General features: G+C 57.6%; 10 protein-coding genes and 2 pseudogenes. 10 read left to right on the plus strand and 2 right to left on the minus strand.

Features of this window, described 5'->3' with window-relative positions:
• Nucleotides 1–10: 10 nt before the first annotated feature.
• Nucleotides 11–1,600, minus strand: a complete 1,590-nt coding sequence (locus VQ071_RS12365; RefSeq protein ID WP_340514299.1) for a response regulator — start codon at nucleotides 1,598–1,600, stop codon at nucleotides 11–13.
• Nucleotides 1,597–3,462 carry a cache domain-containing sensor histidine kinase gene (locus VQ071_RS12370; RefSeq protein ID WP_340514300.1) on the minus strand — a complete coding sequence of 622 codons (1,866 nt, stop codon included), beginning with the start codon at nucleotides 3,460–3,462 and terminating at the stop codon, nucleotides 1,597–1,599. Before VQ071_RS12370 ends, VQ071_RS12365 begins: the two co-directional genes overlap by 4 nt.
• A gap of 188 nt (nucleotides 3,463–3,650) precedes the next feature.
• Between VQ071_RS12370 and VQ071_RS12375 the strand changes: the two genes are divergently transcribed.
• The 10 genes and pseudogenes from VQ071_RS12375 to VQ071_RS12415 form a co-directional block, all read left to right on the plus strand.
• Nucleotides 3,651–5,000: an ABC transporter substrate-binding protein gene (locus VQ071_RS12375; protein ID WP_340514301.1), complete on the plus strand. Its 1,350-nt coding sequence runs from the start codon at nucleotides 3,651–3,653 to the stop codon at nucleotides 4,998–5,000.
• A gap of 54 nt (nucleotides 5,001–5,054) precedes the next feature.
• Entirely contained in the window at nucleotides 5,055–5,930 is an 876-nt protein-coding gene (locus VQ071_RS12380) for a carbohydrate ABC transporter permease (protein WP_340514302.1), read from the plus strand.
• Nucleotides 5,930–6,733 carry a carbohydrate ABC transporter permease gene (locus tag VQ071_RS12385; protein ID WP_340514303.1) on the plus strand — a complete coding sequence of 268 codons (804 nt, stop codon included), beginning with the start codon at nucleotides 5,930–5,932 and terminating at the stop codon, nucleotides 6,731–6,733. The genes VQ071_RS12380 and VQ071_RS12385 overlap by 1 nt, the downstream gene beginning before the upstream one ends.
• 209 nt (nucleotides 6,734–6,942) lie before the next feature.
• Nucleotides 6,943–7,620, plus strand: a complete 678-nt coding sequence (locus VQ071_RS12390) for a response regulator transcription factor (protein WP_340514304.1) — start codon at nucleotides 6,943–6,945, stop codon at nucleotides 7,618–7,620.
• Nucleotides 7,610–9,043 carry a HAMP domain-containing sensor histidine kinase gene (locus VQ071_RS12395; protein ID WP_340514305.1) on the plus strand — a complete coding sequence of 478 codons (1,434 nt, stop codon included), beginning with the start codon at nucleotides 7,610–7,612 and terminating at the stop codon, nucleotides 9,041–9,043. Before VQ071_RS12390 ends, VQ071_RS12395 begins: the two co-directional genes overlap by 11 nt.
• Before the next feature lie 117 nt (nucleotides 9,044–9,160).
• Entirely contained in the window at nucleotides 9,161–10,030 is an 870-nt protein-coding gene (locus VQ071_RS12400; RefSeq protein WP_445293290.1) for a carbohydrate ABC transporter permease, read from the plus strand.
• A gap of 22 nt (nucleotides 10,031–10,052) precedes the next feature.
• Entirely contained in the window at nucleotides 10,053–10,916 is an 864-nt protein-coding gene (locus tag VQ071_RS12405; protein ID WP_340514307.1) for a carbohydrate ABC transporter permease, read from the plus strand.
• A gap of 149 nt (nucleotides 10,917–11,065) precedes the next feature.
• Entirely contained in the window at nucleotides 11,066–12,370 is a 1,305-nt protein-coding gene (locus tag VQ071_RS12410; RefSeq protein WP_340514308.1) for an ABC transporter substrate-binding protein, read from the plus strand.
• 4 nt (nucleotides 12,371–12,374) lie between these two features.
• Nucleotides 12,375–12,821 (plus strand): annotated as a pseudogene (locus tag VQ071_RS29310) (S-layer homology domain-containing protein); the annotation flags it as partial.
• Nucleotides 12,822–12,845: 24 nt separating this feature from the next.
• A pseudogene (locus VQ071_RS12415) lies at nucleotides 12,846–13,097 on the plus strand (diguanylate cyclase); the annotation flags it as partial.
• Nucleotides 13,098–13,173: the final 76 nt, after the last annotated feature.

Below are 13,173 nucleotides of genomic sequence, written 5' to 3' on the forward strand. Positions count from 1 at the left end.
GTCTAGAACTTTATTTCGCTGGACACCGGCTGTAATCCGACAGGCTCGTTCCCGTGGTGCTCTTGAAGATGCGGCTGAAGTAATTCGGGTCCTCGTAGCCGACGGAGGCGCCGATCTCCTTGAAGCTGAGCTCGGGATGGCGTGCGATCAGCCGCTTGGCCTCCTCCATCCGCAGGGAGATCAAGTACTTGAGCGGGCCGATGCCTCGGTGCTGCTTGAAAACTTTGGTCACGTAGGACGGGCTGAACGAGAATTTGTCGGAAAGCTCGGATAATGTGACGGGGCTGGCAAAGTTGGCCGACAAGTAATGCGCGATATGGTCCGCCAGCTCATGCGTGTCCCGATGCTCCCGCTCGTCGTCGACGAAGGCTGCGCTCTCCAGCAATTCGTACAGCTCGGCCGCAACGCCGGTCAAGCTCGGCGCCATGTACAGCTTGTCGAGCAATTCGAGCTCCAAATGGCCGATCTCGTCCTCGCTCAGCAGCAGGGTGCGCTGATGGACGAGCTGGAGCAACTGGAGCAGCCGCTTCTCGACGATGCGCTGCGGATCGCGGCGTTCTTCCCAACGTCCGATCAGACCGAGAATTTCCGTGCGCAGGCTCGCTTTTTTCCCGCTCTGCACGATCGTGCCGATCTTGTGCTGCTCGTTGGTCTCGAGCCAGGGAGACGGGCCGCTCCCATGCGCCTGCCCGGCGCCGGCGAGGCGCAGCACTTGGGCGTGTCCCGGGACGGCCTCCCTCTCCAGCGCGAGAGATAGCTGCTGCGAGCGCTCGAACAGCTCGCGATAAGCGACCGTATCCGTACCGGCGACTACCGTGACCGGATAGGGGGAGACCGATTGACACAGCGCACGGAGCCATCGCTCGTATCCGGCTTCGTCCGTCGCCTTGGCCTCGTTCGCCCCGGTATCCGCCGTCCCGCCGTGCGTCTCGCACATCCCGACGACGAATCTGGCGGAGGAGCGCGGCTGCCGGACGAGCGTGCGCGTGGGGCCGGACGGCCACGGGGCGGCATCGAGCGCGGCCGAACCCCCTCTTGTCCACAGCTCGTCGTAAAAGGAGGCAAGCTCCGCAGACGCGGAAGAGCCGGCGTAGTTCCCCAATTGAACAAGCGCAAGCCAAAACGTTCGGTTCGCGAACAGGGGCGGGCAGTCCTCCGCGGGACGCCCCGACAGGAGGGAGGCGGCCAGCAGCTCCCGCTCGCTGCTGCCCGCAGGCTTGCCTTCGAGCAGCTTGTGCAGCGTTGTCTCCATGTCTTCCGCCTCGACGGGCTTGAGCAGGTAGTCCTTCGCGCCGTAGCGGATCGCCAGCCTGGCGTAGGAGAAGTCGTCGTAGCCGCTGACGACGACGGACTGCAGATCGGGGAACCGCTCCGCTGCGCGGCGGATGACCTCGATGCCGTCCATGATCGGCATGCGGATGTCGGTGAACAGGACGTCCGGCTGCAGCCGCTCGACCATCTCCCAGGCTTCGAGGCCGTTCATCGCCCTGCCGACGATCTCGAAGCGGGCGCCGACCCGCTCGATTTTGGCGCAAATATTGTTCAGAATCATCGGTTCGTCCTCCGCCACGACAACTCTGAAAACGGGTTGTTTGCTCATGCCTCTCGCACCTCCGAATAGATGGGAACGGATTCCGAAGACGCCGGATCAATGATTCCGCCGATGGTCACGCAGGCGCCTCCGCCCGGCGGATTGGACAGCTCGAATACGGCTTCGCCGCCATACAGCAGCCGCAGCCGCTCGGCGATGTTGGCAAGTCCCATGCCGAATCCGTCGCCGGAAGACCGGTCGCCGACAGAACGAGACGGATCGCCGCCCAGCTGCGCCAGCACCTCCGGCTCAAAGCCTGTGCCGTTGTCGACGATCTCGAGCACCCACCGCCGGCCGCTCCGGTATCCCTTGATGCGGATCGACCAAGGCGGCCGGACGTGGATGCCGTGCTTGATGCAGTTCTCGATGATCGGCTGCACGATGAGCTTCGGGACCGGGATGCCGCTTAGCTCCTCGTCGACTTCGATCGCATAGGAGAGGAGGCTCGCGTAGCGAATCTGCATCAGCGACAAGTAGTTTTCCGCATAGACGAGCTCGTCTCCCAGCGTGGCTTGTTCGCCGCTCCCCGACAAAATGTAACGGAACATCCGCGACAGGTTTTTGCATATTTTGACGATGTCGTCCTGACCTCTCTCCTCGGCCATCACGCTGATATTGGTAATCGTATTGTACAGGAAATGCGGATTGATCTGGGCCTGCAGCGCGAGCATACGCGCCTGCATCTCCTTGGAGCGCGACTCGAGCGCTTCCTCGATGGAATCCTTCAACCGCACACACATGCGGCGAAAGGAAATGTCGAGCAATTGCAGCTCGTTGAGCCGCTTGTTCGTCTCGCGCTCGGAGGTGGGCAGCAGGTTCTCGATGCTGAGCGCGCGGATGGACGAGTGAATCGCCTTGATCGGGTTGGTCAGGCCTTTGGCTACGAAAAAGGAAACGAGCAGCGTCAGCAGCAGCAGTCCGAACACGCCGACGAGCATCGTATTGCGAAAAGTGATGACCGGCTGAAGCAGCATCGCCTTGGACTGGGAAGCGATCACGGTCCAGCCGGTTGTCTCCGAGCGGGCGTAGCCGCAGATGTCCGTGCCGCCGGCGGCCGGATCGCGGCAGGCGAGCGTCCCGGTCGGCGTCCGGAGCTTGCCGGCGGCGTTCCAATAAGCCTGTGCGGTGGCGGAGCCTGCTGACGAATAGGGATATATTAATTCGCCCCGCTCGTTCATAATGTAAATACGCATGCCGGGGGAGCGATTGCCGGACGAGTCCGCCATGAACGATGAGACAAGCCCCGCGAGCTTGTCGTACTTCATCTGGATCTCGACGATGCCCTGTTGTCTGGAGCCCAGGTCGAGCATGAACAGCCGGCTCAACGACACGACGATCCCGCCGTCCTTCGACCAGTCGTCCGCGTGCGGGACGGAGAAGTGCTTGCCGCCGGCGAGCGCGATCGTCTCGTCCACCCATGCAAGCCCTTTCATTTTCTCGCTCGGATAAAAAACGCTCTTGGTGTAATTGCCGGTTCCGTAAAATCTGCCGCTGCTGTCGAACAAATTGATCTGCCATCCGGATGCGGACGGTCCCATAATCGAATAGACGATATCGTTAAGCTGTCGCTCGTTCTGGAAGATCGCGTCCTGATCGTCCGGGTTCAGGTCGGCGAAGAACAGCTCCTTCGTTTTTTTGGAGAAGATCATTTTGACGGCCGTGCTGTCCATGAAGCTGAACTCGGCATCCAGCCGGTCGGTCGTATAGGCCGCGGATTGAAACAGGCTCTCCGAGGCCCGTTCCGTCAATATTTTCGAAGTATAAACATAATAAGCCAACGACAGAACAGCGACAATGCCGACGATCAGCGAGGAGTAGGCCAGGAAAAGCTTGGTGCGGATGGTTTGAAATTGAAAGCGTTCTCTAAACACAAAACCATCCTTTCTCTAATTGCGGCAGTCATTTGCTATGATTATAGCATGGCAACAAATGAGATAGGCGAAGATCAAGAATGTCCAGCTTAACAGGCGCGTTTTGTGCATCGTTCGCCCAATGTAAACGCTTTATAGTTAGGGCGAGCGAGATCACGCTCCACTCAATAGCCTAGGGGGAAGTTGGAATGAAGAAATTCGGATATGCCGCGGCCGTATGCGCAGCGGCGTTGACCATGATCGTCAGCGGATGCGGCAACAACGGCAATAACGGCGCGGCCAGCTCGCAGCCGGCAGCCGGTACGAGCGCCTCGTCCCCGAGCGCCAGCGCGTCGGCGAAGCCGTCTCCGGTCAAGAGCGACGTCACGATTACGTACGCGGCCATGCAGACGCAGATCAAGGACGTCGACAAGGAGCTGGCGGCCAAGTTCGAGCAGGAGACAGGCATCAAGGTCGATATCCAGGCTTACCCCGACGATCAATACAGAGATATTCTGAAGACGAAGCTCGCGACGCAGGAAGCGCCGGACATCATGCTGATGGACGCGGGCATCATCATGAACAACTACCAGCCGGACAAATATCTGATGGATCTCTCGGGCGAGAGCTGGGTCGGCAAAATGAAGGATTGGGCGGTTAACGGTGCGACCGTCGACGGCAAAGTATACGGCTTCAATCTGTTCTCCGTCGACGGCTGGGGCATGCTGTACAACCCGGAGCTGTTCGCCAAGTACGGACTCCAGGTCCCGAAGACGTACGCCGACTTCGCCAAGGTGTCCCAGACGCTGCTCGACAACGGCATCACGCCGGTGTACGAGAACGGCAAGGACGGCTGGCACTCTCCGATCTGGGTTACCGAGGTGACGCCGAAGGCGCTCGAGACGAATCCGAAGCTGTTCGACCAGCTTAACAGCGGTGAGCTGAAGTATGCGGACGTACCCGAGTTCAAGACCGCGCTGGAGCAAGTGGCCGATATGAACAAGAAGGGCTTCTTCGGCAAAAACGTGCTCTCCAACGACTGGGATCACGGCTACGAGGCGATCGCGACCGGCAAGTACGGCATGATCCTCGTCTACACCTCCTACCAGCAAGAGGTGGCGAAGAAGTTCCCGGACTCCAAGGCGGATACGTGGAAAATGTTCCCGATCCCGCTGGCCGACAACACCGGGTTCGGTGTGTCCGCAGGCGGAGAAGTGCAGGTCGTCTCGAAGACGACGAAGCATATGGACGAGATTCGCAAGTACTGGGAGTTCCTGATGCGCGACGACAACGTCCACAGCTACTACAACGGGCACGACAATCTGGGCGAGACTTCGCTCAAGGGCGTGGAAGTGAAGCCGCAAACCGAAGGCATGAAAAGCATTCAGCAGGAATCGGGCGGCAACATGCCGATGTCGTTCGAGGTCGCGACGACGTTTTTCGACGGCAGCATCTGGGGCAAAGGCATGCAGGATCTGCTGCTCGGCTCCACGACGCCGGATAAGCTCCTGAAGCAGCTCGACGACAATCGCGCCAAGTCGATGGCCGTCGCCCAATAGTCGCCCCGGTCGCCCGATCATACAGCCTATTAGCGCAAGAGAGCAGGGAATTTTATGAATGCAAAAAAAGTGTATCCGTTGGCATTCCTCATTCCTTCCGTCGCCATCTACACGCTGCTGTTCTTTTTCCCCAGCCTGTTCAGCTTCTACTACTCGATGACGGATTGGAACGGGTTCAACGACCGTATGAACTTCATCGGTCTGGCGAATTATCGGCAGCTGCTGGAGGATACTTCCGGGTTCATGCACGATCTCAAAAACACCGTCGTCTTCGGTCTGGCGACGACGGTGCTCAAGAACGGCATCGGGCTGGCGCTCGCCCTGCTGCTGAACGAAGGGCTGCGGTCCCGCAACGCGCTGAGAACGATCTTTTTCGTACCCTACTCGTTGTCGCCGCTCATTATCGGACTCATCTTCTCGTCCATATTCGATGCGAACCATGGACTGCTGAACGGAGCGCTCACGGCGGTCGGACTGGAGTCGTGGACGCAGGGCTGGCTGATCGACACCCGGTTCGCGATGCCGTCGGTCATCTCCGTCGAGACGTGGAAGTTCGTCGGGTTCAACATGATTATTTACCTGGCGGGATTGCAGATGATCGACAAGGCGTACTACGAGGCCGCTTCGATCGACGGGGCGAGCCGGTGGGCCAAGTTCTCGCACATCACGCTGCCGCTCATCATGCCTGCCATCACGATCAATCTCGTGCTCAATCTCATTAACGGCTTCAAAGTATTTGATCTCATCTTCGTCCTGACCCGCGGAGGTCCCGGCAACGTGACGGAGGTCATGAACACGGCCGTATTCCGCGAGTTCTCCGCCGGCCGGTACGGGTCCGCCACCGCCATCGGGGTCGTCCTGTTCCTGCTGACGACGGTCATCGCGTTATCCGCGCTGCGGCTGCTGTCCAGCCGGACGGAGGTAGAGTGATGAAGCTGATCAAGGAGGCGGCCGGCTGGCTGCTCGCGCTGCTGATCGTCGTGCCGCTGCTGCTCATCGTCATCAATTCGTTCAAGACGCAGGCCCAGGCCGATCTGATGAACTTGAGCTGGCCGGGGAAGTTTCAACTGCACAACTATGCGACCGTGATCGAGAAGGGGAAGCTGCTGCGCGCATTCCGCAACAGCATGATTATCGCAGCAGGCTCCGTGCTGCTGACCAATCTGACCTCGTCGCTGGCCGCCTACGTGCTGTCCCGGAGAAGAACGAGCCTGTCGCGCGGCGTCTACTACTACTTCATCATCGGGCTGATCGCGCCGATCAACATGATTCCGACGATCAAGGTCATGCAGATGCTGGACGTCATGAACACTTTCCAGGGCATCATCCTGCTCTACGCCGCCCTGATGATACCGTTCACGATTTTCCTGTACTACGGGTTCATCTCCTCCGTGCCCAAGGAGCTGGACGAATCCGCCGTACTGGACGGCTGCGGCAGCCTGATGCTTTTCTTCCGCATCGTGTTCCCGCTGCTGCTGCCGGTCATGATCACGTCGCTGCTCGTCAACTTCATGTCGGCGTGGAACGACTTCATCCTGCCGCTGTATGTGTTCAACAAGACGGCGTTCAATCCGATGACGCTCGCCGTATACGGCTTCTACGGCATGTACGTGTCCAGCTGGAACCTCGTATGCGCCGCGATCATCCTCACGACGCTGCCGATCATCGTCGTCTACTTCATCGGTCAGAAGTACCTGGTATCGGGCATGATGTCGGGTGCGGTGAAGGGATAGCGAACCAGCTGCGCGGTTCGAGCGCTCCCAAGCGCATCGTCGTTCCATGCAACCCTTCCTCGGAAGGGTTTTTTAATTGCACCCCGTGCCTAGGAAGCAAGCCGGGAAATTCGCATATGGCCATCGTATAATAGGAGTGAGTCTGCCGACGGGCAGCGATACTGAAGACAGACCGATAACCATTCAACGAGTGACGGAGTGAGTTCCCTTTGAAGAAAGTGTTCGTAGTCGAAGATGAACATGCGATAGCCCGCGTGCTGCAAGTTTATTTGGAGCGAGATGGCTTTGCGGTCAGCTGTCACCGCGGGGAGAAGGATGTCCTTCAAGCTTTTCAGTCCTGGAAGCCGGATCTGGTGCTGCTGGATCTCACGCTGGAAGAGACAGAGGGGCTGCATATTTTGCAGCATATCCGACAGGAAGGGAGCTGCCCGGTCATTATCGTCACGGCCAGGGGCGCGGTCCCCGATCGGCTGGCAGGATTGCAGCTCGGAGCGGACGATTATATCGCCAAGCCTTTCGATCCGGAGGAGGTCGTCGCCCGCGTCAAAACCGTGCTTCGGCGTTCTGCCTACAATGCAGATGCGGATATTGTGAGGCTGGGCAGCCTGATCGTCGACTTTACGGCCCGCACGGCATCAAGAGGGCGGACGCCAATCGCGCTTATCCCGCGCGATTGGCAGCTGCTTGCCTTTTTGGCCAGGCATCCCAATCAATGCTTTAGCCGCGAGCAATTGCTTGACCAGGTGTGGGGACGAGATTTTGACGGCGGAGATCGTTCAGTCGATGCGGCCATCAAACGTATACGCAAAAGCCTGCAGGCGTGGCCCGCCCATGAAGGGGAAATTACGACGGTGAAAGGGACGGGGTACAGTCTTCGTGTCTGTTAAACGGGGGCCCGGTCGTGCCGTCTCTGTCTCTACCGTCCCCCTCCTGCGGCATTGGACATGGCGCTATACGCTGCTGTTGCTCATTTTGTTGATCGGCATCGGCATCATCGGGATCGGTTGGATAAGGGACAACGCGATCAAGCAGCAGTTCGAAGTGCTTAACGCGAGAGCGGAGCTGCTGGCGTCCTACTATGCCAAGTCGATCGACGAGCAGCTTGCCGAAGACATAAGTCCGGGAAAAACGATCCGATCCATGCCGATGATGCCGGCCATTCCGGAGCAACTCTATGTGCTCGTATATGAATTTGAAAAAGGCGTCTTGCGGCCTGAAGGTCGGCCGGGGCCGCCGGAGTTGGAGCGCGTTCCGCCGTCGTCCGCGACGGATACTGCCGAGCGAACCAGAGAAGTTATATCTACGAAACGGGGGAAGTGGCTGCGGGTAGGCATTCCGTATATGCACGAAGGTCAATATGCGGGCAAGTACTATGCCAGCATGCGTCTCGACAACGGTTTCGAGCGCACATATATTCTGATCTTGGCTGCTATCGGCTTGATCGCTCTGCTCGGCTGGATGATCGTCTACATGTTATCTCGATCTCTGACGCGGCCGCTGCGCGGTCTGGCATTGGCGGCCGGCCGAATCTCGGATGGCGATTATCAGCCCGAGCTGCCGGATGCGACACGAATCAAAGAAGCGGAGATCGCTCAGCTTGTTCATTCGTTCGTCGTGATGTCGGACCGGCTGGAGCAGCTGGAGCGGATGCGGATCGACCTGCTGGCCAGCGTCTCCCATGAGCTGCGTACCCCGGTGACTTCGATTCGCGGCATGATTCAAGCTGTGAAGGATGGTGTCGTTACCGGCGCCGGCGCCGATGAATTTATGGAGCTGTGCATGATCGAGGCGAAGCGGCTGCAGACAATGGTTAACGAACTGCTCGATTTCTCCGCGATGGAGACAGATACGATACGTCCGACAAAGGAAGCGTTCGAGCTGGACGAATTGATCGGCGAAGTGGTCGCGCAGCTTCGAACGCTGCCGCTCTATGAAGGAATCGAGCTGCTCGTGGCTGATCGTCCCCGCATCGTCTGGGCAGGGGACCGTATGCACCTCAAGCAGATGCTGCTGAATCTAATGAACAATGGCGCCGCAGCGGGCGCCGGCCGCATTGCCATCGAGATTCAGCATGACGACGCGTTCGTTCGGATTGACGTAGCGGACGACGGCAGAGGCATTCCCGCTGAAGAAGAGCCTTTCATCTTCGAGCGATATTATCGCGGGGACAACAGGCGCAAGAAGAAGCATGGGCTTGGGCTTGGGCTGCCCCTCTGCCAACTGTTGGCCCAAGCGAATGGCGGCAACGTGCGATTGCTGCAAACATCGCCGTCCGGAACGGTTTTTCGCATAACGCTGCCCGTCCAATAACGAGCCGACAGCTCAGGCGCCGATAACCGGCGTCTTTTTTTGTTTTGCCGTCATTCTGCTGTCACATACGGCGCGTATCATACAAGCATCACATACACCCGGTGGAGGCCTGACATGATGAGATTTTACCGTGCGGCTGGCAAGGAACGGGTTGCCGCCTTCTGCTTCCTGCTCCCGAGTCTCGCCGGATTTGCCCTTTTTTATTTGATTCCGTTCGGCCAGAGCATGATTGCTTCCTTTCAGGATGGGATAGGCGGGAGCGGGAGCTGGACGTTTGCCAACTACGAGAGCTTGTTTGCCAGCTCGTCGTTTCGCAAGGCGGCGGCGAACACCTTTCGATTTATGGCAGTCAGCGTACCGGTCATCCTCATTCTCTCGCTTGGCCTCGCGCTGCTGCTGAACCGGCGGATCTATTTCCGCAATTGGCTGCGCACGGCATACGTGCTTCCGCTTGTCGTTCCGGTGGCATCCATCGTGCTCGTCTGGCAGATCCTATTCGACTGGAACGGCGTGTTGAATGCCTGGATGGAGCAGCTTGGCCGGAGCCGGATGGACTGGATGAACTCGGGTGCGGCCCCCTCGGTCATTATGCTGATTTATGTGTGGAAAAATATCGGCTACAACGTCGTACTGTTCCTGGCCGGTCTGCAAAATATTCCGGAGCAATACTATGAGATCGCCGAGTTGGAAGGGGCAGGCCGTTTGCGGAAATTCGAAATTACGCTGACCTATTTAACGCCCGCCATTTTTCTGGTCGTGCTGATGTCGGTTTTGAATTCGTTCAAGGTGTTTCGGGAGACGTATCTGGTAGCCGGGGATTATCCGCATGACAGCATTTATACGATGCAGCACTATATGAACAATATGTTTCTGTCGCTGGATATAGAGAAGCTGTCGGCGGCTGCAATGCTTATGGCGGCAGCGATCCTCGTCCTCGTCGTCACCATGTTCAGGACAGAGCGGATGTACCGCTCCTATATGGAGTAAGCGGAGTAAGGAGCGATTCGAATTGCAAACGAAAAAGAGACAAGCCGCACCGCTGGCGCGCACATTGCTGCTGGTGCTGATCGCCGCGCTCATGCTGATGCCGATTGTGCTGACCTTTGTCAATTCGCTCATGACGGAGCGGGAAATTTTGGCCGACTACGGGATGCTCGCCAGGACGGATGTGAGCGACGTAGTCCATTTGAAATGGATTCCGGATTGGGTTTCTTTCAGCCAATATTACAACTTGCTGATTGCGACGCCGCAGTTTCTGTTCCTGTTCTGGAATTCGGTCAAGCTGGTGGTGCCGACCGTCGTCGGACAGGTCGCCGTAGCCGCGCTGGCCGCCTTCGCATTCGGCAAGCTGCGTTTTCCGGGCAGAGAACCGCTGTTTTTGGTCTATTTAATCACGATGCTGATGCCGTTTCAGGTGACGCTCGTACCGAACTACCTGATGGCGGACCGCTTGGGCATGTTGAACCAACCGGGCTCGATCATCTTGCCTGGCATATTCGGCGCTTTCGGCGTGTTTCTGCTCCGGCAGTTCATGCTGCAAATTCCGGGCGGTTATGTGGAAGCGGCGAAAATCGACGGGGCGGGGTACGTCCGGATTTTTGCTTCGATCGTGCTGCCGATGGTCAAGCCGGGCATCGCCGCATTGGTCGTCCTGCTGTTCGCCGATTATTGGAACATGGTGGAGCAGCCGCTTATATTTCTGCAAAATGCGGACATGCAGCCGTTGTCGGTCTTCCTGTCCCGGCTGCAGAAGGAAGCGTTCGGCGTCTCCTTCGCCGCATCCGTCATCTATATGATACCGATGCTGCTGTTGTTTTTATCGGCCGAGAAGCATTTCATTGAAGGCATTCAGCTCTCCGGTATCAAGGGATAGCAGAAGGAGAGGAATCCATGAAGCAACGTAGACATCGGGTTAAGCCACAGCATCAGCGGCAAGCGCTGTTGACATTGGTTAATAATCCAGCGAACCGATTCAGGAAAATAATCGCGTGCGGCTAACTTAATAACGATATGAGGAAAAGGATGATGGAGATGAAGGTTAAAGGATGGCTCGTCTTGCTGGCGATGATGATGTTTTTGGCTGCTTGTACGCAAACGCAAACGCAATCGCAAAGTGGCGATAAAAAGACGGTCGTGATTGCCGTCCAGGGAACGAACCCGTTTCTGGAGGCAGCTGCCGGCAAGTTCGAACGGGAGCACCCGGATATTGATATCGAGATCAAATCCTACATGGCCATGCCGGAAGCGGACGGGAGCGGGATGACTTCCAGCATGTCCCAAGCGGATATTGAGAAATATATACAGACGGTAACGACGCAGATTATGGCAGGCAAAGGCTCGGACCTGATCCTGCTGGACAATCTGCCGCAGAACAAGCTGGTTGAGAAAAAGGTCCTTGTCAATTTATACGATTGGATGGAGAAGGATTCGGCTTTTGACAAAGACGATTACTATGAAAATGTGTTCAAAGCGGCACAGGACGGAGCCGGGTTGTATGCATTGCCGGTTGGCGTCAATCTCGAAGTCATCCAAGGCAACTTGAAGCTGTTGAACAAAGCGAACATCAAGATCGATGACGGCAGTTGGACATGGGACCAGTTCAAAGCAATCGCTCGGAAGTTGAATGCGCAGGAAGGACAGGATTACTACGCATTCGTCAATTTATTCCCTGCTAATTTGCTGCTCAGCTATATCGAGGATAATTACGCAGATCTTGTGCAGCGCGACGGCCAAGCGAATTTCGACTCCGATAGCTTCCGGGACATGATGCGGCAGATCAAGTCCATGTACGATGAGCATGTGCTCCAAGCCGAATTTACGTACGATTATGACAAAGCGTTGTTCTCCCAAGCAGTTCTCCCGGGGCCGGAGGAAGGGCTGCGTCTGATGACGATGCCGGGAAAAGAGATATTCAAAAGCCCTACTGCAAAAGGGGAATCCAAAGGTATTCCGTACAGCTCCTGGTTGAATCTGGGCATGAACAGCAAATCGAAGGTCCAGCAGGAAGCATGGCAGTTTATCAAGTTCCTGCTGTCCGAGGAAATGCAGCAATCGCCGGAACTGAGCGGCTTCCCGGTGAACAAGAAAGCAGCGGAGAAACGGATCGATGAAGCGGCCTCCAAAATAAAGGGAGATCCTGCGGCTGCCCAGGCAAAAGCGGACGAGCTGAAGCAGCTGCTGAAGCAAACAGACGTAAAACTCAGTACGGACTTTAAAGTGCAGTCGATCGCAATCGCGGAGTTCGAAACGTATATGAGTGGCCAGAAAACGGCGGCAGAGGTCAGCAAGCTCATTCAAAACAAGGTTACGACCTATTTGAACGAATAAACTTGATGACGGCAGTTTTGCTCCGCAACGCCCGGTTTCCAGAGCCGAGTTAGTGTCGATGCTGGCGAGAATGTTCGGGCTGTCCGAAACTGCGGGCGGCAGCGGCAGCTTCGGAGCGAGCGGAGCCATCTCGCGGCAGGATATGGCGGTAATCGTTCAACGCACGTTCGAAGCGCTGAAGAGGCTGAGCGGCCGATACAGGCATCACCGACGGCAGAGCCAACGCCGGCCGGCCGTCGCGACGCAGCGCCCCGACAGGATAGGTCTCGATCGCGCCGTCCAGCGCCGCCCTTCGAGGAAGCGGAGCTGGACGGAGAGTGGCTCGGCCTCGATACGCTGCTGCTCGAGTATCGCGAGGCAGAGCAGCTCGACAGTTGGGTTCGGGAAACGCACGGCGGAGAAAAAGGCCGTCTGCTCACCTACGCGCGGCAGTCCCTGCTCAGTCATCTGACGGCGTTCGCCCCGCTATGGCGGCCAGGAGTTCGCCTTGCTGCTGTTCGAGCAGTCGTTCGACGAAGCCTATGCCTTGGTCGAACGTATACGCGCCGAGCTGGTGGCGACGGCGCACGTCGAGCTGCGGGGCCAGGCCGTCACCGTCAGCGTAGGCATCCAGAGCTATAGCAGCGGCACGAACAAGGAGCGGCTGTTCGAAGCCGCCGATGCGCTGCTCTACACCGCCAAGCGGAGCGGCAAAAACAATGTCGCCTTACACGCGAATGCTGGATGAGCGTGCGCATATAACCTGCGCCAATTCGCTACAATCGTTATACGATTTCAAACAATAATGCCAGCTGCGCGGCCCC

Source organism: Cohnella sp. 56, assembly GCF_037963805.1.
Lineage (GTDB): Bacteria > Bacillota > Bacilli > Paenibacillales > Paenibacillaceae > Cohnella.

Coding starts and splice junctions, on each gene's coding strand:
- VQ071_RS12380 (WP_340514302.1), top strand. CDS start 5,055: ATGAATGCAAAAAAAGTGTATCCGTTGGCATTCCTCATTCCTTCCGTC.
- VQ071_RS12375 (WP_340514301.1), top strand. CDS start 3,651: ATGAAGAAATTCGGATATGCCGCGGCCGTATGCGCAGCGGCGTTGACC.
- VQ071_RS12385 (WP_340514303.1), top strand. CDS start 5,930: ATGAAGCTGATCAAGGAGGCGGCCGGCTGGCTGCTCGCGCTGCTGATC.
- VQ071_RS12410 (WP_340514308.1), top strand. CDS start 11,066: ATGATGGAGATGAAGGTTAAAGGATGGCTCGTCTTGCTGGCGATGATG.
- VQ071_RS12400 (WP_445293290.1), top strand. CDS start 9,161: ATGAGATTTTACCGTGCGGCTGGCAAGGAACGGGTTGCCGCCTTCTGC.
- VQ071_RS12365 (WP_340514299.1), bottom strand. CDS start 1,600: ATGAGCAAACAACCCGTTTTCAGAGTTGTCGTGGCGGAGGACGAACCG.